Below are 18403 nucleotides of genomic sequence, written 5' to 3'. Positions count from 1 at the left end.
TTGGGGGATGCACGCATTGCTAGGTTAGCGCAACCAGGATTTGCGTCTATCGGCGACATTTCCCGTCCACCAGCGAAGTGGAGGGATCAGATCACGAAAACTTGTCCGGATTTCAGCCGCGCGTATCGGGGAAAGAGATGTTCGCCACCTGCTCGGCAATGGGATCGGTCGACAGGGGATGCATGTCCGAGGAAAAATCGCTGGCATTCTCCAGCCGTTCCCAGACCCCGCGCCGGTAGATCTCGAGCGCGTCGAACTGAGCCTTGTACCCCATCTTGTCGCTGCCAGGCACCCAGTAGCCCAGGTAGACGTAGGGCAGGCCTGCCTCGCGGGCGATCTCGATATGGTCGAGGATCATCCACTTGCCCAGCGAGTGGCGCGGCATGTCCGGTTCATAGAAGGAATAGACCATCGAAAGCCCGTCATCGAGCATGTCGGTCAGGCAGGTTGCCACCAGCTTGTCACTTTCGGGATCGAAATACTCGATCACGCGGCTGCGGATCGGGGTTTCCTCGATCATGGCGGCAAATTCGAACACGTCCATGTCGGCCATGCCGCCATCGGCGTGGCGCGCATCCAGGTAGCGGCGGAACAGTTCGTATTGTTCCTCTGTCGCCCAGGGGCTGGTGGCACGGCGTTCCAGCGCCGCATTGCGCTTGATGACCTTGCGCTGGTTGCGCGTGGGCTGAAAGCGCGTGACGTCGATCCGGGCGGACAGGCAGGCGGCGCAATCGGCGCAGGAGGGCCGATAGAGCACGTTCTGCGACCGACGGAACCCTTGCTTGGACAGGGAATCGTTCAGTTTTTGCGCGGAATCCCCTTGCAGGGCAGTAAACAGCTTCCGTTCCATCCTGTCCGCAAGATACGGGCAGGGCTGGGGAGCAGTGACGTAGAACTGCGGTGCAAGCGGAAGCGAGTGACGCATCGAGCGGATACCTTCGAAAAATTTAACGAAACGGTAACAACGATCCCGCCGCGCGCCAAGCCTTTCGGCACGGCAAGGCCCCGCAGCAGCGAGGCTTTTCCGATTTCATAGTTAACCGCCCGCGAGACGGGAAAAGATCCGTGGTTTCGAGCGGCTCTGTTGCCTCAGGCGCGACGGTTCAGGGCGACGGTGCCCAGCACCATGTCGTGCAGGCCCTGGCCCCGTTCGCTGACGAACATCAGCACGATGGAGGCGATCTGCAGAATCACCGTGGCGGCGATCAGCGTGTAGCCCAGCGTGTGCAAAAACGCCTCGCCGCCGTCAAAGCGTGCGCCCCAGGCGTTGCGGAACTCGATATTCATCAGCCGCATCCCCGGGGTCGAGGATTTTCCGGCAATGCTCATCCAACGGTAAAGAAACCCGATCAGCAGGAACATCAGCGGCAGCATGAAGAGGCCGACGATGGAAAAGACGGCGACGGGCAGGGTAATCAGCGAAATCAGCACGGTGTCCACCACCCAGGCGAGGCCGCGTTTGACGGTCACGCCTTCGTAAAAAGCCGCCTGGCGGTCAGGATCGGGCAGATGGGACATGGTGTCGGAATACATCGTTGGCTCCAGCAAGGTAAAGGGCAGGGCGCCCCCGTTTGTCGGGGGCACCCGGATGGTCAGGCGTTTTCGGTTTCGCCGACCTCGGATTTGGCCCGACGCTCGCGGTCGTCCATGAACTGGTCGAACTCGGACTTGTCCTTGGCTTCGCGCAGGCGCTCCAGGAACTGTTCAAAGGCTTCCTGTTCGGCTTCGAGGCGGCGCAGGGTATCGGACTTGTAGGCGTCGAACGCGCTGTTGCCCGAGGGTTTCATCGCGGCCCAGGCGGCCTTACGGCCTTCGTGGTGACGCGAACCGTGACGGCAGGACTTGCTGAACATGCGTTTGCTCCAGATCATGTAGGCGAGAAGGGCGAGGCCAATGGGCCAGAAGAAGATGAAGCCCAGGACCATTGCCGCGATCCATGCGCCTTTCCCCTTGTTATCCAGCCATGCCTCGGCCCGTGTGAGCCAGCCGGCATTGGCGGGCAGCTGGGTCGTATATGCGGCGGTGGTCATTTCTCTCTCCGTTTCTGCATTATGTGAATGCCTTTCACATTACATCAGATCGGAGTTTGGAGGCGGGCTTTCAAGGGTCGATGTGAATGTTTTTTACATTAACTGGAAATGCGCGCCTTGTCGGTGGCTTGTGGCGCAAAGAGGCGCTGTTCCGTCTCCCGTCCGCCGCCTCCCGCCGAGGTGTTTTGGCAAAAAATATCCCCCCGGGGGGGGGGGCGTTCAAAGCGTAAACTCCGCCTCGACGGCCCCGGTCAGGCGCGGCAACTCTCGCGGGTCCATCGCCACGACATGCCGGGGTGTTCCGGCGGCGGCCCAGACCTCTTGAAATTCCATCAGGCGGGGATCGATCCAGGCGCGGATCGGGGTCAGGTGACCGACCGGAGACACACCACCGATGGCAAAGCCGGTCTGGGCGCGGATCAGCGCCGCATCCGCCTTGCCCAGCGGCTCACCCGCAAGGGCCGTGGCCTTGTCCGAGCAGACCTTGTTGCCGCCCGCGGTGAGGAAAAGCACCGCCTCGCCGCTGTTCTCGGCCCGAAAGATGATCGACTTGGCGATCTGGTCAAGGTGACAGCCGACGCTGTCGGCGGCCTCCTGTGCGGTGCGGGCCTGGCCGACCTCGCGGATCTCATGCGGCAGTCCCGCATCTTCGAGCGCTTTGCGGACACGTTTCAAACTCTTGCTCATCAATCGGATCCTCAGTGGTTCGCGGCGCAGACTGGGACAGGGGCGGGGCGGCTGCAAGGGAGTTGCGCTCGGTCGCGTTTGGTGGCCATCTGCCGCCATGACGCTGGAACAACGCATGACCCGCACGCCGCGCGCCTTCGAACCCGACCGGGGCGCGGAGGCGCTTGAAGAGTGTCCCTGGGCGACCGGGGGCCTGGCAGAGCTGATCGAAGGAACGGCCGGATCGAGCCCCTACCTGCGGGGCCTCATCGGCAAGGAGAGCGCCTGGCTGGAAGCTGCGGTTACGGACCCGGAGGGCGCGGTCAAGGCGGTGTATGCCGGTCTCGAAGAGGTCGCCCCGGCTCAGATCGGCGTCGCGCTGCGACAGGCCAAGCGGCGGATGGCGCTGTTGATCGCGCTGTGCGACCTGTCCGGCGCCTGGGAGCTGGAGCAGGTCACGGGGACGCTCAGCGATTTCGCGGATCTGTCGGTCTCGCTGGCCTTGCGGGCGGCGATCACACCCGAGATCACGCGCGGCAAGCTGCCGGGCAAGACCGAGGACGACATTGCCACGGCGGGCGGCATGGTGGCGCTGGCGATGGGCAAGATGGGCGCCGGAGAGCTGAACTATTCTTCGGACATCGACCTGATCTGCCTCTTCGACGAACAGCAGTACGACCCGGCAGACTATCACGAGGCCCGCGCCAGCCTTGTCCGGGCCACCCGCAAGATGGCGGCGACGCTGAACGACCTGACCGGCGATGGCTATGTCTTTCGCACCGATCTGCGGTTGCGGCCCGATCCGGCGGTGACACCCGTCTGCATGGCGATGGAAGCCGCAGAACGCTATTATGAGAGCGTCGGGCGCACATGGGAACGGGCCGCCTATATCAAGGCACGCCCCTCGGCAGGGGATCTGGAGGCTGGCGGGCGCTTTCTGGAGGTGCTGACCCCTTTCGTCTGGCGCAAGCACCTGGATTTCGCCGCCATTCAGGACGCGCATGACATGCGGTTGCGCATTCGCGAGCACAAGGGCCTGGGCGGCGGGATTACCCTGCCGGGCCACAACATGAAGCTGGGGCGCGGTGGCATCCGCGAGATCGAATTCTTTACCCAGACCCGGCAGCTGATCGCCGGCGGGCGGGACCCCGAATTGCGGGTGCGCGGCACGGTCGAAGGGTTGGCGCGACTGGCGGACAAGGGCTGGATCCCGGGCGATGTGGCCAGGGTGCTGAGCGGGCACTACCGGGCCCACCGCGAGGTTGAACACCGCATCCAGATGATCGGGGACGCGCAGACCCACAACCTGCCGAAATCGCCCGAGGGGATGGAACGGCTGGCCTGCCTGATGGGGCGCGATCTGGCAGAGGTCGAGCGTGAGCTGAGCGACCGCCTGACCGAGGTCCAGGACCTGACCGAAGGCTTCTTTGCCCCCGGGTCCGGCACCGACCAGGAGGTGCCCGAGGTCTTTGCCGACAGTCCTGTGCCGGGTCGCTGGCTCAACTATCCGTGCCTGCGCTCGCAGCGGGCCGTCACCATTTTCGAACGCCTGCGGCCCGAGATCCTGCGCAGGCTCGGCCAGACCGACCGGCCCGAGGAGGCGCTGAAGGCCTTTGACAGCTTCCTGGCCGGGCTGCCCGCCGGGGTGCAGCTTTTCTCGCTCTTCGAGGCCAACCATCAGCTGATCGACCTTCTGGTGGACATCGTTGGCACCTCGCCGGACCTGGCGCGCTACCTGTCCCGCAATGCCAGCGTCTTCGACGCGGTGATCGCCGGGGATTTCTTCAGCGACTGGCCGGGGTCGGATGCATTGCGCGCGGCGCTGGTCGCGCAGTTGGAAGAAGCGGGAGACTACGAGCGCAAACTGGACGCCGCCCGCCGCTGGGCCAAGGACTGGCATTTCCGCATCGGTGTGCACCTGTTGCGCGGGTTGATGGGACCAGAGGAGGCGGGCAAGGCTTATGCCGATCTTGCGGGGGCCTCGCTGGCCGCCGTCTGGCCCGAGGTGCAGACCATGTTCGCCGAGAAACACGGCCCCCCGCCGGGACGCGGCGCGGTTGTTCTGGGTATGGGATCGCTGGGCGCGCGGCGCCAGCACGCGCGGTCCGACCTGGACGTGATCGTGATCTACGATGCGCAGGGGGTCGAGGCCTCGGAGGGGCGCAAGCCGCTGGCCAGCCGGACCTATTACGCGCGGCTGACCCAGGCGCTGATCACCGCGATGACGGCGCCGATGGCCGAGGGCAAGCTTTATGAAATCGACATGCGTCTGCGCCCCTCTGGCAACCAGGGGCCGGTTGCGACGTCCTGGGCCTCTTTCCAGAGCTACCAGCGCGAAGAGGCCTGGGTCTGGGAACACCTGGCGCTGACGCGGGCGCGGGTGGTCGCGGGCCCGGGGAAACTGGCCGAGGATGTCGAGGCGCTGCGCAAGGAGGTCATCGGCAAGGCCCGCGACGTGCCCCAGATCCGGCGCGGCGTGGCCGAAATGCGCGCGCGTATCGCGGCGGCCAAGGGGCCGGGGGGGCCGCTGGATGCCAAGATCGGGCCGGGGCGGTTGCAGGACATCGAGCTCTTTGCGCAATTATGTGCGCTGGAGGCGGAGCGCCCCGTGCGCGAGGCGCCGAGGGCGCTGCGGCTGGCCACCTGGCTCGACGAGGACGACCGCAAGGCGCTGATTGCCGCCTACGAGCTGTTCTGGTCCTTGCAGATCGGCGCGCGGCTGGTCAGCGAAGACGCGATTGACCCGGAAAAGCTGGGCCTTGGCGGCTGCACCTTCCTGTTGCGCCTGGCCGAGGCCCCCGACATGGACAGCATGCGGTCGGACCTTGAGTCACGGGCCGGCCGCGCGGCAGAGATCATCGGCAAAGTGCTGCCGGAACCGGAGAACGAGACATGAGCAAGAAGGGTGACGCGACCGACCCCAAGGGCCTGATGGTGGAGGCCTACGCGATGGAGGGGCTGACGGCCGAGGAATGCCGGTCGATCTTTCTGGACTGGGCCCTGTCGGCGCCCGATGGCGTCGACATGCAGGCACAGATCGGGGCCTTGTTGGCGCGCTACGGCGAACACGCCGACCACCCGATGACACAGGTGCTGCGCGAGGGACTGGAACAGGCGCAAAAACCGCGCCGCCGGGGCGGTTGGAAATCGCGGCCGCGCCCGTAAGCGCGGCCCGGGAACGGTTCAACTCCGGGGCAGGGCGGCCGCTTCGCGGGCCAGTTGCTCGATCCGGGCCCAGTCGCGGTTTGTCACCGCATCCTTGGGCGCGACCCAGCTGCCACCGACGCAAAGCGTGTTGGACAGGGCCAGGTAGTCGGGCGCATTGGTGGGGCTGACGCCGCCGGTGGGGCAGAACCGCACCTGCGGGATCGGCGCGCCGATGGATTTCAGCGCGGGCACACCGCCATTGGCCTCGGCGGGAAAGAATTTCTGCACCGTGTAGCCGCGTTCCAGCAGGCGCATGGCCTCGGACGAGGTGGCGGCGCCCGGCAGCAGCGGCAGGTCGGCATCTTCGCAGGCCTGCAGCAACCGATCCGTCGCGCCGGGAGATACGCCAAATTTCGCACCGGCCTCCTTGGCGGCGGTCACGTCCTGCGGCGTCAGCAGGGTGCCCGCGCCGACTATGCCGCCCGCGACCTGTGCCATCTCGCGGATCGCGTCCAGCGCCACCGGCGTGCGCAGCGTCACCTCCAGCACCGGCAGGCCACCGGCCACCAGCGCCTCGGCCAGCGGGCGGGCGGTGGCGATATCATCGACCACCAGAACGGGGATCAAAGGGGCAAGACGGCAGAGCGCCTCGTTGCTCTGGCTGGCGGTCTGGGGGGTCATGGGCAAAGCTCCCTTGGGTCGTTGGGATTGAGTGATTTCTATAGCGAGGCGCGTCCGGTCACACCACCACGGCGGCACCGTTGGAGGCAAGGCCGACGTTCTGGCGGAAGGCTTCGAACAGCTCGCGCCCGACGCCGTGGCCATTGCCTGATAGGTCGGCTTGCACCGGCTCGCGGCTGTCGAAATCCTCGGCCAGGGTTTCGATCGTGCCTTTGACCGCATCCACGCGCACCACGTCACCGTCGCGCAGCCGCGCCAGCGGGCCGCCATTGGCTGCCTCGGGCGAGACATGGATGGCGGCGGGCACTTTGCCAGAGGCGCCCGACATGCGGCCATCGGTGACAAGCGCCACCTTCAGCCCCCGGTCCTGAAGCACCGCCAGCGTCGGTGTCAGCCCGTGCAGTTCCGGCATCCCGTTGGAGGACGGCCCCTGGAAACGGACGACAACAACGGTGTCCGAGGTAAACTCACCGGCCTTGAAGGCGGTCTTGACGCTCTCCTGATCGTGGAAGATGCGGGCCGGCGCCTCGATCACATGGCGCTCGGGCGCTACGGCAGAGACCTTGATCATCCCGTGCCCGAGGTTGCCGTACAGCTGTTTCAGCCCGCCGGTTTTCTGGAAAGGATCGCGGGCGGGGCGCAGGATCTTGTCATTCTGCGTTTCGCGCGGGCCGTCGCGGTAGGAGATTGCACCGTTATCCAGGACCGGCTCACGCGTGTAGAGCGACAGCCCGTCGCCCGCCACGGTCTTGACGTCGTCGTGCAGCAGGCCGGCGTCCAGCAGATCGCCGATCATGTATTGCAACCCGCCCGCCGCGTGGAAATGGTTCACGTCGGCAAGACCGTTTGGATAGACCTTGGCCATCAGCGGCGTGACGGAACTGATCTCGTCGAAATCCTCCAGCTCCAGCGCGATGCCCGCGGCGCGGGCCATCGCGGGCAAGTGCAGGACCAGGTTGGTCGAGCCACCCGTCGCCATCAACCCGACGATGCCGTTCACAAAGGCCTTGGCGTCCAGGACGTCGCAGACGGGGCGATAGGCATTCCCGAGGTTGGTGATCGACAGCGCGTGTTTGGCGGCCTTCGCCGTCAACGCCTCGCGCAGCGGGGTGCCCGGGTTGATAAAGCTGGTGCCCGGCATGTGCAGCCCCATGAACTCCATCAGCATCTGGTTGGAATTTGCAGTGCCGTAGAAGGTGCAGGTGCCCGGACCGTGGTACGAGGCCATCTCAGCCTCCATCAGCTTGTCCCGGCCCACTTCGCCGGTGGCGAACTGCTGACGCACTTTGGCCTTTTCGTCGTTGGGCAAGCCGCTGGTCATGGGACCGGCGGGGATGAAAAGGCCGGGGATATAGCCAAAGGTGGCGGCGGCGATCACCAGCCCCGGCACGATCTTGTCGCAAACGCCCAGATAGACGGCAGCGTCAAAAGTGTTGTGGCTGAGCGCCACGCCTGTGGCCAGCGCGATCACGTCGCGTGAGAACAGCGAAAGCTCCATGCCGACCTGTCCCTGGGTGACGCCATCGCACATGGCAGGCACGCCGCCCGCGACCTGCGCGGTGCCGCCTGCCTCTCGCGCGGCGGCGCGGATCACATCGGGGTAGGTCTCGAACGGCTGGTGAGCCGAGAGCATGTCGTTGTAGGCGGTCACGATACCGAGGTTCGGCGCGCGCCCTTCGGCCAGCGTATCCTTGTCGCCGGTCATGGCGGCATAGGCATGGGCCTGGTTGCCGCAGGTCAGGTGCGCCCGGCGCGGGCCTTCGTCTGCGGCGCGGCGCATGCGGTCAAGATAGGTGCTGCGCATCTGCTCGGAACGGGCTTCGATACGGGCGGTGACACGCGCGATGGTGGCATCAAGCGGCATTCGGGTCTCCCTCCGGGGATCGTCTCTGGCTTGGCTATGCGCCTCACATACGACAGTTAGCGCTAACGGTAAAGGCCGGATCGTATGCCGACCACGCGGGGTCGGGCATTTGCTTGCACGGCGGCGCTTTCCCAGGCGCGCAAATGCAGTTAAGCGAAACGCATGACGGATTCCAAGACCATACCCGACCGGCCGATCCTGCGGCTGAAACCCAAGGCCAACGCGCGCGCCATTCGCCGGGGCGCGCCCTGGGTCTTTGACAACGAGCTGGTCATGGACCGGCGCAGCAAGGCGCTGGCGCCGGGCAGCATCGCGACGCTGGAGGACGGCGAGCGCAAGCCCCTGGCCACGGTCGCGGTCAACCCGGGCTCGCGCATCGTGGCGCGGGTGCTGGACCGCGATGCGTCGGCACTGGTCGATTTCGACTGGTGCCATGCCCGGCTGGCCAAGGCGGTGTCGCTGCGCGAGGCCGTTTATGACGCGCCTTTTTACCGGCTGGTTCATGCCGAGGGTGACGGGCTGCCCGGCCTCGTGATCGACCGTTTCGGGGACACCTGCGTGATGCAGCCGAACGCCGCCTGGGCCGAGGCGCATCTTGAGATCCTGACAGAGGCGCTGGTTGCGGCCACAGGCGTGACCAACGTGCTGAAGAACGCCGCCGGGCGCGGCCGCACGCTGGAAGGCCTCGACGACGTGGACACGGTGTTGCGGGGGGCCGCGCCGGACGCGGCTGTGCCGGTCGAGATGAACGGCGCAACCTACATGGCCGATCTGACCGGCGGGCAGAAAACCGGCCTGTTCTATGACCAGCGCGAGAACCAGGCCTTTGTGGCCCGGCTGGCGCGGGGCCATTCCGTGCTGGATGTCTTTTCCCATGTCGGCGGCTTTGCCCTGGCGGCGCTGGCGGGCGGCGCCACCAGCGCGCTTGCGGTCGATGGATCGGCCCCGGCGCTTGCCCTGGCCGAAGAGGGCGCACAGCGCATGGGCGCGACTAATCGCTTTGCCACCCGGCAAGGTGATGCCTTTGACATGCTGGAGGCGCTGGCCGGTGAAGACGCGCGGTTCGACTTGGTGATCTGTGATCCGCCGGCTTTTGCCCCGAACAAGCCCGCGTTGGAAAAGGGATTGCGCGCCTATGAGCGCGTGGCGCGCCTGGCCGCGCCGCTGGTGGCCAAGGACGGTTATCTGGTGCTTTGTTCCTGCTCCCATGCGGCGGATCTGAACGCCTTTACCGGCGCCTGCCTCCGGGGGATCGGCCGTTCTGGACGCCGCGCGCAACTGCTGCACACGGGTTTTGCCGGGCCGGATCACCCGCTGCTGCCGCAACTGGCCGAATCCGGCTATCTCAAGGCGCTGGTCTTCCGCCTGTGAAGGTCCTGCTGGACACCTGCGTCCTGTATCCGACCGTGATGCGCGAGGTGCTTCTGGGCGCCGCCAGGGCGGGGTTCTATACACCGCTCTGGTCCGAACGCATCCTCGAGGAATGGGCCCGCGCCGCGCGCAAGCTGGGCCCGGACGGCGAGGCCCAGGCGCGGGCAGAGATCGCCCTGGTCCGTGCCGCCTGGCCCCGGGCCGAGGTCACATACCCGCCGTCGCTGGAAAAGCGCCTTTGGCTGCCGGATGCCAATGACACCCATGTGCTGGCTGCGGCCATTGCAGGCTATGCGGATGTCATCGTCACCATGAACGCCAGCGACTTTCCCCGCAACGTCCTTGCCGAAGAGGGGCTGAGCCGAGCCGATCCCGATGGCTTTCTGCTGGGATTCCATCAGGCTCGGCCAGAGGTCATGGCGCAGGTCGGCGAAACCGTCCGGGCCGAGGCGGACCGGCTTTCGGGCGAGACCTGGACCATGCGCGCCCTGATGAAAAAGGCCCGTTTGCCGCGCCTGGGCAAGGCCCTGGGCGGCTGACCTTGCGGGGCGGGGCTGTCCGCTTTATCTGTCTGTGAAAACCCGATGCTTTCCGTCGGACACGACAAAGGACACCCCGTGCAGGCACCCCGACTGGAGATCCGCGACATCATCCGCCGCTACGACGGCAAGGCGGTGGTGAACAACGTTTCGCTGAGTATTCAACCGGGCAAGGTGACCTGCCTTCTGGGGCCGTCCGGTTGCGGAAAATCGACGACCTTGCGCATCATCGCTGGGGTCGAGATGCAGGACGCGGGTTCGATCTACATCGACGGCAACCTGATCTGCGACACGGTATTCCGGGTGCCGCCGGAACGCCGCTCCGTCGGGTTGATGTTCCAGGATTTTGCGTTGTTTCCGCATCTTAGCGTGGGCGAAAACGTGGCCTTCGGGCTCAAGACCTCGGCCTCTGACAAGCGGGCCCGGGCCAAGGACTACCTCGAACGGGTGGGTCTGTCCGGTTACATCGACGATTATCCGCACCAGCTTTCGGGCGGCGAGCAACAGCGGGTGGCGCTGGCCCGCGCATTGGCGCCGAAACCGCGGCTGATGCTGATGGACGAGCCCTTCTCGGGCCTCGACAACCGGCTGCGGGACGGCATCCGGGACGAGACGCTGGAACTGCTCAAGGAAGAGGGCACATCGGTTCTGCTGGTCACGCATGAACCCGAAGAGGCCATGCGCATGGCCGACGAGATCGCGCTGATGCGGCAGGGGCATATCGTCCAGCACGGCGCGCCCTATAACATCTACAATGCCCCGGCAGACCGTGAGGCGGTGGCATTTTTTAGCGATATCAACATGATCCGAGGTGAAGTTAAAGGCGCTCTCGTGGCCACGCCCTTTGGGCAATTCCTGGCGCCGGGCTATGCCGATGGCAGCCATGTCGAGATCGTCTTTCGGCCCCAGCACGTCGGCATCGACTTTGACCGCGCGGGCAAGGGCCCCAGCCCCTCTGCCAAGACCGGCGCCCCGGCGCGGGGCGTGGTTCAGCGCGCGCGCTTCATGGGGTCGGAAAGCCTGGTGGAATTCCGAATGGACCATGACGGAGAAAAACTGCGCGCCACGGTGCCCAACGTCTTTCTGCCGAAACCGGGCACACCGATGTGGCTGAGCATCCGCCGTGATCGGTGTTTCGTCTTCCCGGCCTCGTGACCTGGTCACAGGTGTTTGTGGACAGGCCCTCAGGCATCACGTGAGGCGAGCGCCCTTTGCAAAACATACACCCGGATAGAAGAGGCCAGCCCGACGTCCGGATCCCTGGTCACATCAATATCCGTCGCCAAGGCATTGATTGTCAGGCCTTCTTCCCGCGCGATGCGACGAAACTCCTGCCAGAATTCCTCTTCCAGGGACACCGAGGTCCGGTGCCCCTTCAGTGTCAGGGAATGTTTGACCGGGCGGCCGCTCATTCCTTTTCGTGCCCGTCGAGATCGCGATCCGCCTTGTCTCGCCGGGCCTGGGCCAGGTCCTTTTGTGACTTGCTTACCCCGTGGCGCGCGGCATTCTCATCACCTTTGCGACGCTTGTCGTCGCGCGCCTTCTGCTTCTTGAAGCGGTTGAGATTGACCGGTTTGGACATGACCTGCGCTCCGCCGACACCTGTACGTTTTGTACAAAACGTACGCGGTTTCCGACGTTTTGTACAAGTCGATCAGGCGCCGCTTGTCCGCATCGGACGCGGACGCAGGTACCAGTACCAGATCCGGTAAGCCTCAAGCGCGATCAGCGGGCCGAAATGCACCAGAGCAGCCGCCGGATGGCCCCAGTTATGCAGGGAGGCCCAATGCACTAGGGTCAGCACGGCGGCGGGGTAGGTCCAGCGTTGCAGTGATTTCCAGCGCGGCCCCATGATGCGCAGGAAGTAGTCCATCGAGGTCACGGCCAGCGGAATGAAGATCGCGAAGGCCAGCCAGCCGGTCCAGATGTAAAGACGGGGCAGCTCGTCCACGATCCGCTCCAGCGTGGCCTTGTCGACGAGGTAGAACACCGTATGCGCCAGCGCGTAGGCAAAGGCTGCCACGCCGAAATAGCGGCGGTTCTTCCTGAGCCAGCGCGGCCCGCGCCAGCCCTTGAACAGCAGCATCAAGGGCGTTGCCAGCATGGCGATGATCAGGAACCGGGCGGCGAATTCGCCGGTGGGATGCACAAGGATATGGACAATGCGCGGGTTGGTCGAAGTGGCCAGATCATAAGCCATACCCAGACCGGGCAGGGACAGGGCCAGCCAAAGCCAATACGGAGAAAAACGGGACATCGGGGTCCTCCTTTCAATCGGAACACTGCTGATACGTCGCAGCGCAGCGATCCCGTCGGTGAAAACGCCCGTCATCACGAAGAAAGGGCGCCGGACACATGGCCCGGCGCCCCTGTTTCTTCTCTCTGAAAATACCTCCGGGGAGCGCGAGGGGCTGGCCCCTCGCACCCTCCGTCGACATCAGGCCTTCGGGCCGATCATCTGCTCGGGCCGCACCACCGCGTCGAATGTCGCCTCGTCGACAAAACCCAGCGCGACGGCCTCTTCCTTGAGCGTCGTGCCGTTCTTGTGCGCGGTCTTGGCGACCTTGGTGGCGTTGTCATATCCGATGGTCGGCGCCAGCGCGGTGACCAGCATCAGCGATTCCTTCATCAGCTTGTCGATGCGCGGCTCATTGGCCTGGATGCCCATCAGCATCCGCTCGGTAAAGCTGTCCGCCGCATCGCCAAGCAGCTGGATCGATTGCAGCAGGTTGTAGCTCATCATCGGGTTGTAGACGTTCAGCTCGAAGTGGCCCTGGGAACCTGCGAACTTGATGGCGGCGTCGTTGCCCATGACATGCGCGGCCACCTGGGTCAGCGCCTCGGCCTGGGTGGGGTTGACCTTGCCGGGCATGATCGACGAGCCCGGCTCGTTTTCGGGCAGGATCAGCTCGCCCAGGCCGGACCGGGGACCGGAGCCGAGGAAGCGGATGTCATTGGCGATCTTGTAGCAGCTGCCCGCAATCGTCGCCAAGGCGCCCGAGAGAAAGACCATCGCGTCATGCGCGGCCAGCGCTTCGAACTTGTTGGGGGCGGTGACGAAGGGCAGGCCGGTGATCTCTGCCATGTGGCCGGCGACAGCCTCACCCCAGCCGGGGACGGTGTTCAACCCGGTGCCGACGGCGGTGCCGCCCTGCGCCAGTTCATAGATGCCGGGCATCGCGGCCTCGACCCGTTTCAGGCCCTGGCGGATCTGGTGCGCGTAGCCCGAAAACTCCTGGCCCAGCGTCAGCGGCGTTGCATCCTGGGTGTGGGTGCGGCCGATCTTGATGATGTCCTTGAACTCTTCGGCCTTCTTCTCCAGCCCCTCGGCGAGTTTCGTCAGGCCGGGGATCAGAACGTCGCGCACGCTCATCGCGGTGGCGATATGCATGGCGGTGGGGAAAGTGTCGTTGGACGACTGGCCCATGTTGCAGTGATCGTTCGGATGCACCGGGTCCTTGGTGCCGATCGTGCCGCCGAGGATCTCGATCGCGCGGTTGGCGATGACCTCATTCGAGTTCATGTTCGACTGGGTGCCCGAGCCCGTCTGCCAGACCACCAGCGGGAAGTTGTCGTCGAACTTGCCCGCGATGACCTCACCGGCGGCCTGGATGATGGCATCGGCCAGCTTTGCGTCCAGCTTGCCGGTGGCCTTGTTCTGCATCGCGCAGGCCTGCTTGATCACGCCCAGCGCGCGCACGATGGCCACGGGCTGTTTTTCCCAGCCGATGGGAAAGTTCATGATCGAACGCTGGGTCTGCGCGCCCCAGTACTTGTCAGCGGGAACTTCGAGCGGGCCGAAGCTGTCGGATTCGGTGCGGGTCGCGGTCATGGACATGCCTCCTTGATGGGGTTGTCTTCCTCTTACCCCAGAAGCGGCGAAAGACAAGGCGGCATACCACGGGATACCGTTAACATGCGTCAGAATGCCGGTGCCTCATCGCCTGTGAGAGCGCGGCACCGGGAAATCCTCAGGATGGGTCGGGGATCACTTCCTGAAACGGTCCAGGCTCACGACTTCTGCGTCCTGGTGTTCCTCTTTCGGTTCACCGCCGGGGCCGTCGTCATCGGGCGGGGTCGGATCGTCCTCGCCGTCTTCCTCGTCCTCCTGGCTCTCAAAGCGCAGGCCGAATTCGACGGAGGGATCGACGAATGTCTTGATCGCGTCGTAGGGGATATACAGACGTTCCGGCGCATCGCCAAAGTTCAGCGTGACCGCGAATCCGTCATCGCCCACGTCCAATCCGTCATACCAGTGCTGCATCACCACCGTCATCTCCTCGGGATAGCGGTCGGCCAGCCAATCGGCCAGCTCGGCATCCGGATGACCGGTGTCGAACGTGATGAAAAAGTGGTGATCCCCGGGCAGTCCTTTTTCCTGAACATCCTCGAGAACCTGCTGAATCAACCCGCGCATGGCGCGGTGCATGAGTTTGCCGTAGTCGATGCCTTCGGACATTTCGGGACCTTTCTGAACGTGCCCTCACCATATTGTTTTTGACGTGGAGGAAAAGGGGTGATTGTCACACAAGCGTGAGCGCCCATCCCAGCCCCGCCGAGAGGGCAAGTGTGACAGGAACACCGCGTTTTGCCCAGACAAGCAGCAGCGTGGCAAGGGCGGTCAGCGGCAGAACCTCCCAGCGCAGCGTGTCTGGCCGGGGCAGATCGAGGGTCACGGGCCCCAGCGCGACCGGCGTCAGCGCGGCAAAGACAACGTGCAGCGCGAACCAGAGCGAGAGGTTCGGGATCACGCCGACCACGGCGGCGGTGATGGCGGCCAGGGCCGATTGCAGACGGGGTCGCGCCAGGAGGTTTTCGATGTAGGGCGCCCCCGCGAAGATCCAGAGAAAACAGGGCACGAAGGTCATCCAGAGCGTCAGCCCCCCCGCCGCCAGCGCCAGCCAGGGGCCGCCCTGGGCATGTCCGGTCAGCTGCCCCACGAATTGCGTCACCAGGATCAGCGGGCCGGGGGTGGTTTCGGCCAGGCCCAGGGCATCGACCATCTGCGCCGCGTCCAGCCAGGCGCGGGTCTCGACCACTTCCTGCGCCATGTAGGCCAGCACCGCATAGGCACCGCCAAAGGTGACCACGGCAAGCTTGGCAAAAAACAGCGCGAGGTCGAACAACAAGTCCTGTCCGGTCAACCAGAGGATCGGCAGGGGCATGAGCCAGAGCGCGGCCCAGAGGATAATCGTCGCCGGTCGGGTTTTGCGGGAGGCCGGTTCCGGGGGCGTTTCGCCGGGGGCCGCGGCGCGGCAGGCGCCCCAGAGTGCGGCCAGCGCGATGATCAGCGGAAAGGGCAGGCCAAGCAGGAAGATCGCCAGGAAGGACAGCCCGGCAACCAGGTAGTCCGGTGTTCCCTTGAGCGCCTTGCGCGACAGCCGCACCAGCGCCTGAGCCACGATCACCACGACGCAGGCCTTGACGCCCAGAAGCAGCGCCTCGGTTTCCGGGCGCGCACCGTATTGCGCGTAGAGCAGCGCCAGCAGGGCGATCACCACGGCGCCGGGCAACACGAAAAGCCCGCCCGCGATCAGCCCGCCGGGAATGCCGCGCAGGCGCCAGCCCGCATAGGTGGCCAATTGCATGGCCTCCGGCCCCGGCAGCAACATGCAGAAACTCAAGGACCGCAGGAATTGTTGTTCCGTCAGCCAGGGCCGTTCCTCGACCAGTTCGCGGTGCATCAGGGCGATTTGCGCGGCCGGACCGCCAAAGGACAGAAACCCGATACGGCCAAAGACTTGGATCAACGTGGAATAGGCGGTCATGGAGGCGTGGCCTAGCAGCGGTGGACGACGCGGGTGTGACAGGCCTGCGCGCGGGGTCAAGGGCCGGGATTGCTTTGTGCCCGGGCTGGGGTAGGCTGGTCCTCAAAGCCTGCGAGGGGGACTGGGCATGACGGCACCAATCCGCAACATCACCATTGTCGGGGGTGGCACGGCCGGCTGGCTGGCCGCCGCGCTGCTCAACAGTCTTCTGTGTGAGAAACGCCCGCAGCAGGACGCCATCGAGATCACGCTGATCGAATCGCCGGATATCCCGACGGTCGGCGTGGGTGAGGCGACGGTGCCCAACATGCCGCGCACGCTGGCCGACTGCGGGATATCGGAAGCGCAGTTCTTTCGCTGCTGCAACAGTTCGTTCAAGCTGGGCGTTCTGTTCGATCACTGGAACGTGGACGAGACCGGCGCGCCGATCCGCTACGTCAACCCGTTTGACCCGCCGCCGCCGATCGATGGGGTGCCGCTGGCGGCCTATTACCTCAAGTACGGCGCGGGAGATCTTGAATTCGCACAGCTTTTCTCGCCGTGCCTTGATCTGCGCGAGGAGATGCGCGGCCCGCGCCCTTTTCGGGCGGGCGAATATCCTCGTGGCCCCGGTTTTGCCTATCATCTCGACGCGGGGAAATTCGCGGCGCTTTTGCGTGAGACCTGCGTCGCGCGCGGTGTTCATCACGTCTACGACAACCTGCAAGAGGTCGAGCTGAGCGAAACGGGTGATGTCGCGGCGCTGCACCTGGAAAAGGGCGGGCGGCACGCGGTCGAGCTGGTGCTGGATTGCACCGGGTTTCGTGGACTGATCATCAATCAGGCACTGGGGAGCGAATTCCTCAGCTACTCCAAATACCTGGCCAACGACCGGGCGATGGCAGTGCAGGTGCCGCATCTGACCGACGATATCGAGCCGATGACGCGGTCGACGGCGCTTGGCGCGGGCTGGACCTGGCGGGTGCCGCTCTATAACCGCGTCGGCACCGGCTACGTCTATTCCAGCGCCCACCGGACGGACGAGGCGGCGCGGGATGAATTCATGCAATGGGTCGGTCCCGCGGGCGAGGGGCTGGAACCGCGGGTGATCCCCATGCGCGTCGGGCGCAACCGGCAGAACTGGGTTCGAAACTGCGTTGCCGTAGGCCTGTCGAGCGGGTTCATAGAGCCGCTGGAATCGACGGCCATTCACCTGGTCGACATGTCCGTGCGCCAGCTCATCACCTACTTTCCGGATACCAGCTATCCCGACCCGCTGCGCGCGCGATACAACCGCCAGATGGAACGGCTTTACGACGAGGTGCGTGATTTCATTTGCCTGCACTACGCGCTCGGCAACCGGACCGACAGCCAGTACTGGATCGACGCGCGCGAAGAGCTGAAAGTATCCGACGCGCTGGCCGAGAATCTGGCGCTTTGGCGCCACACCCTGCCGCAGGCGGGGGATCTCGACTCTGCCGTTCTGTTTTCGCCGCAGGTCTACCACGCTGTATTGCTGGGGAAACGTGTCTACGACATGGGCTTCAAGGCAGAGAATTTCGCGGCTGGCTATGCCCTGGACGAGGACCGTTGGTGGGATTTCGTCGCCAGGAACCGTGCGAAACTGGCGCAATTCACCAACCGGGCGGCCAACCATCGCCACCTGCTGCGTGAGATCCGGGGCGAGTTGATGGGACGGGAACGCCGCGCCGTCGAACGGGGCGAGACCGTGTCAGTCGCCCGCGCCGAAGCGGAATTGGCAGACAGCAGCTTGCTATAGGCGCGCGCGACGCTGAACCGCACTCATTGCCGACCTGAAGGCGGGTGGGCAAATGCCGGTGCGACGAGGCACGTGGCGGCGGCATCTCCGGAATGATCCGCTGCGGCGCCGGGTTGCTGCACGGTTGGCACCATCCACTCGGGGGCTGCGTCATCTGTGGGGATGTCTTCTGTGGGGATAAAGTGCAGGCTTCTGTTGCCAGGTGCCTGCGAACCCCGCCTTACGCTGCTAGGCGCAAGGGCTTAGATTTCGGTATTTCTAACTGCTTACGCAGCCAGAGCAACCGGAGCACGATTGTTGTTGGCAATTGTACTTTGTGAACCGATAACGGTGGTATCTCACCGGGACAAAGCTACATCTTTACGCGTTCGTCGATCCTGTTTCGGCCCCATGATCCTCCAACAAAGGATATATGGTGGAGCCGCCGGGTACCGCCCCCGGGTCCGATCCGTTTATTACATGCGCGTTTATGCCCATAGTCCCCGAAGGGACAGAACGAATATAGGGATGCCCGACCCGCTTGCAAAGGGGGATTCGTCTGTGTCCGGCGCGGCACCGCTGTTTTCTTTCAGAGATTT

18 protein-coding genes and 1 other RNA gene are annotated in these 18403 nt (G+C 64.9%); 6 read left to right on the top strand and 13 right to left on the bottom strand.

Annotated elements, in window-relative coordinates:
• Nucleotides 1–112 precede the first annotated feature (112 nt).
• From KZZ07_RS07295 to KZZ07_RS07280, 4 genes are all read right to left on the bottom strand, one after another.
• Nucleotides 113–925, bottom strand: coding sequence for an arginyltransferase (locus KZZ07_RS07295; RefSeq protein WP_219513198.1), 813 nt, complete (start codon nucleotides 923–925; stop codon nucleotides 113–115).
• 164 nt (nucleotides 926–1089) lie between these two features.
• Nucleotides 1090–1533 (bottom strand): RDD family protein, encoded by a 444-nt coding sequence (locus KZZ07_RS07290; RefSeq protein WP_255564218.1) that lies wholly within the window; start codon nucleotides 1531–1533, stop codon nucleotides 1090–1092.
• 59 nt (nucleotides 1534–1592) lie between these two features.
• Nucleotides 1593–2030: a DUF2852 domain-containing protein gene (locus tag KZZ07_RS07285; RefSeq protein WP_219513197.1), complete on the bottom strand. Its 438-nt coding sequence runs from the start codon at nucleotides 2028–2030 to the stop codon at nucleotides 1593–1595.
• A gap of 219 nt (nucleotides 2031–2249) precedes the next feature.
• A complete protein-coding gene (locus KZZ07_RS07280; protein WP_219513196.1) occupies nucleotides 2250–2717 on the bottom strand; it encodes a YbaK/EbsC family protein in 468 nt (155 codons plus the stop codon).
• Nucleotides 2718–2814: 97 nt separating this feature from the next.
• Between KZZ07_RS07280 and KZZ07_RS07275 the strand changes: the two genes are divergently transcribed.
• Nucleotides 2815–5592, top strand: a complete 2778-nt coding sequence (locus KZZ07_RS07275; protein WP_219513195.1) for a [protein-PII] uridylyltransferase family protein — start codon at nucleotides 2815–2817, stop codon at nucleotides 5590–5592.
• The gene (locus KZZ07_RS07270; protein WP_219513194.1) at nucleotides 5589–5861 is read left to right on the top strand and encodes a hypothetical protein; all 273 of its coding nucleotides are present in this window, start codon (nucleotides 5589–5591) and stop codon (nucleotides 5859–5861) included. Before KZZ07_RS07275 ends, KZZ07_RS07270 begins: the two co-directional genes overlap by 4 nt.
• Nucleotides 5862–5879: 18 nt before the next feature.
• On the opposite strand, the gene KZZ07_RS07265 is transcribed toward KZZ07_RS07270, so the two are convergent.
• On the bottom strand, nucleotides 5880–6524 hold the full coding sequence (locus tag KZZ07_RS07265) for a bifunctional 4-hydroxy-2-oxoglutarate aldolase/2-dehydro-3-deoxy-phosphogluconate aldolase (protein ID WP_219513193.1): 645 nt from the start codon (nucleotides 6522–6524) through the stop codon (nucleotides 5880–5882).
• Nucleotides 6525–6582: 58 nt separating this feature from the next.
• Complete coding sequence (gene edd, locus KZZ07_RS07260; RefSeq protein ID WP_219513191.1) at nucleotides 6583–8388, bottom strand: phosphogluconate dehydratase; 1806 nt, start codon at nucleotides 8386–8388, stop codon at nucleotides 6583–6585.
• A 162-nt stretch (nucleotides 8389–8550) separates the two neighbouring features.
• Between edd and KZZ07_RS07255 the strand changes: the two genes are divergently transcribed.
• The 3 genes from KZZ07_RS07255 to KZZ07_RS07245 all read left to right on the top strand — a co-directional run bounded on the left by KZZ07_RS07255 (nucleotide 8551) and on the right by KZZ07_RS07245 (nucleotide 11453).
• Nucleotides 8551–9759, top strand: coding sequence for an RSP_2647 family RNA methyltransferase (locus tag KZZ07_RS07255; RefSeq protein ID WP_219513189.1), 1209 nt, complete (start codon nucleotides 8551–8553; stop codon nucleotides 9757–9759).
• On the top strand, nucleotides 9756–10298 hold the full coding sequence (locus KZZ07_RS07250; RefSeq protein WP_219513188.1) for an RSP_2648 family PIN domain-containing protein: 543 nt from the start codon (nucleotides 9756–9758) through the stop codon (nucleotides 10296–10298). Before KZZ07_RS07255 ends, KZZ07_RS07250 begins: the two co-directional genes overlap by 4 nt.
• 78 nt (nucleotides 10299–10376) lie before the next feature.
• Nucleotides 10377–11453 carry an ABC transporter ATP-binding protein gene (locus KZZ07_RS07245; RefSeq protein WP_370631081.1) on the top strand — a complete coding sequence of 359 codons (1077 nt, stop codon included), beginning with the start codon at nucleotides 10377–10379 and terminating at the stop codon, nucleotides 11451–11453.
• A 29-nt stretch (nucleotides 11454–11482) separates the two neighbouring features.
• On the opposite strand, the gene KZZ07_RS07240 is transcribed toward KZZ07_RS07245, so the two are convergent.
• The 6 genes from KZZ07_RS07240 to chrA all read right to left on the bottom strand — a co-directional run bounded on the left by KZZ07_RS07240 (nucleotide 11483) and on the right by chrA (nucleotide 16066).
• Nucleotides 11483–11710 carry a ribbon-helix-helix domain-containing protein gene (locus KZZ07_RS07240; protein WP_219513184.1) on the bottom strand — a complete coding sequence of 76 codons (228 nt, stop codon included), beginning with the start codon at nucleotides 11708–11710 and terminating at the stop codon, nucleotides 11483–11485.
• The gene (locus tag KZZ07_RS07235) at nucleotides 11707–11880 is read right to left on the bottom strand and encodes a DUF4169 family protein (protein WP_219513182.1); all 174 of its coding nucleotides are present in this window, start codon (nucleotides 11878–11880) and stop codon (nucleotides 11707–11709) included. The genes KZZ07_RS07240 and KZZ07_RS07235 overlap by 4 nt, the downstream gene beginning before the upstream one ends.
• Before the next feature lie 72 nt (nucleotides 11881–11952).
• On the bottom strand, nucleotides 11953–12555 hold the full coding sequence (locus KZZ07_RS07230) for a protein-methionine-sulfoxide reductase heme-binding subunit MsrQ (protein WP_219513180.1): 603 nt from the start codon (nucleotides 12553–12555) through the stop codon (nucleotides 11953–11955).
• 180 nt (nucleotides 12556–12735) lie between these two features.
• Nucleotides 12736–14130: a class II fumarate hydratase gene (gene fumC, locus KZZ07_RS07225; RefSeq protein WP_219513179.1), complete on the bottom strand. Its 1395-nt coding sequence runs from the start codon at nucleotides 14128–14130 to the stop codon at nucleotides 12736–12738.
• 156 nt (nucleotides 14131–14286) lie between these two features.
• Entirely contained in the window at nucleotides 14287–14757 is a 471-nt protein-coding gene (locus tag KZZ07_RS07220) for an SspB family protein (protein WP_219513178.1), read from the bottom strand.
• Nucleotides 14758–14821: 64 nt separating this feature from the next.
• Nucleotides 14822–16066 carry a chromate efflux transporter gene (gene chrA / locus KZZ07_RS07215; protein WP_219513177.1) on the bottom strand — a complete coding sequence of 415 codons (1245 nt, stop codon included), beginning with the start codon at nucleotides 16064–16066 and terminating at the stop codon, nucleotides 14822–14824.
• Nucleotides 16067–16193: 127 nt separating this feature from the next.
• On the opposite strand from chrA, the gene KZZ07_RS07210 reads away from it, so the two are divergent.
• Entirely contained in the window at nucleotides 16194–17825 is a 1632-nt protein-coding gene (locus tag KZZ07_RS07210; protein WP_219513176.1) for a tryptophan halogenase family protein, read from the top strand.
• A gap of 181 nt (nucleotides 17826–18006) precedes the next feature.
• On the opposite strand, the gene ssrA is transcribed toward KZZ07_RS07210, so the two are convergent.
• Nucleotides 18007–18356, bottom strand: a transfer-messenger RNA (tmRNA) gene (ssrA, locus tag KZZ07_RS07205).
• Between the last annotated feature and the right edge of the window lie 47 nt (nucleotides 18357–18403).

Source organism: Mameliella sp. CS4 (genome assembly GCF_019392335.1).
In the GTDB taxonomy this organism is placed as follows: Bacteria; Pseudomonadota; Alphaproteobacteria; order Rhodobacterales; family Rhodobacteraceae; genus Antarctobacter.
The sequence above is the reverse complement of the archived record's forward strand: the minus strand, read 5'-3'. Positions and strand labels throughout refer to the sequence as shown.

Excerpts from the sequence above, each read along its gene's own strand:
- KZZ07_RS07295 (WP_219513198.1), bottom strand. The coding sequence starts at position 925 with ATGCGTCACTCGCTTCCGCTTGCACCGCAGTTCTACGTCACTGCTCCC.
- KZZ07_RS07290 (WP_255564218.1), bottom strand. The coding sequence starts at position 1,533 with ATGTATTCCGACACCATGTCCCATCTGCCCGATCCTGACCGCCAGGCG.
- KZZ07_RS07285 (WP_219513197.1), bottom strand. The coding sequence starts at position 2,030 with ATGACCACCGCCGCATATACGACCCAGCTGCCCGCCAATGCCGGCTGG.
- KZZ07_RS07280 (WP_219513196.1), bottom strand. The coding sequence starts at position 2,717 with ATGAGCAAGAGTTTGAAACGTGTCCGCAAAGCGCTCGAAGATGCGGGA.
- KZZ07_RS07275 (WP_219513195.1), top strand. The coding sequence starts at position 2,815 with ATGACGCTGGAACAACGCATGACCCGCACGCCGCGCGCCTTCGAACCC.
- KZZ07_RS07270 (WP_219513194.1), top strand. The coding sequence starts at position 5,589 with ATGAGCAAGAAGGGTGACGCGACCGACCCCAAGGGCCTGATGGTGGAG.
- KZZ07_RS07265 (WP_219513193.1), bottom strand. The coding sequence starts at position 6,524 with ATGACCCCCCAGACCGCCAGCCAGAGCAACGAGGCGCTCTGCCGTCTT.
- edd (WP_219513191.1), bottom strand. The coding sequence starts at position 8,388 with ATGCCGCTTGATGCCACCATCGCGCGTGTCACCGCCCGTATCGAAGCC.
- KZZ07_RS07255 (WP_219513189.1), top strand. The coding sequence starts at position 8,551 with ATGACGGATTCCAAGACCATACCCGACCGGCCGATCCTGCGGCTGAAA.
- KZZ07_RS07240 (WP_219513184.1), bottom strand. The coding sequence starts at position 11,710 with ATGAGCGGCCGCCCGGTCAAACATTCCCTGACACTGAAGGGGCACCGG.
- KZZ07_RS07235 (WP_219513182.1), bottom strand. The coding sequence starts at position 11,880 with ATGTCCAAACCGGTCAATCTCAACCGCTTCAAGAAGCAGAAGGCGCGC.
- KZZ07_RS07230 (WP_219513180.1), bottom strand. The coding sequence starts at position 12,555 with ATGTCCCGTTTTTCTCCGTATTGGCTTTGGCTGGCCCTGTCCCTGCCC.
- fumC (WP_219513179.1), bottom strand. The coding sequence starts at position 14,130 with ATGACCGCGACCCGCACCGAATCCGACAGCTTCGGCCCGCTCGAAGTT.
- KZZ07_RS07220 (WP_219513178.1), bottom strand. The coding sequence starts at position 14,757 with ATGTCCGAAGGCATCGACTACGGCAAACTCATGCACCGCGCCATGCGC.
- chrA (WP_219513177.1), bottom strand. The coding sequence starts at position 16,066 with ATGACCGCCTATTCCACGTTGATCCAAGTCTTTGGCCGTATCGGGTTT.
- KZZ07_RS07210 (WP_219513176.1), top strand. The coding sequence starts at position 16,194 with ATGACGGCACCAATCCGCAACATCACCATTGTCGGGGGTGGCACGGCC.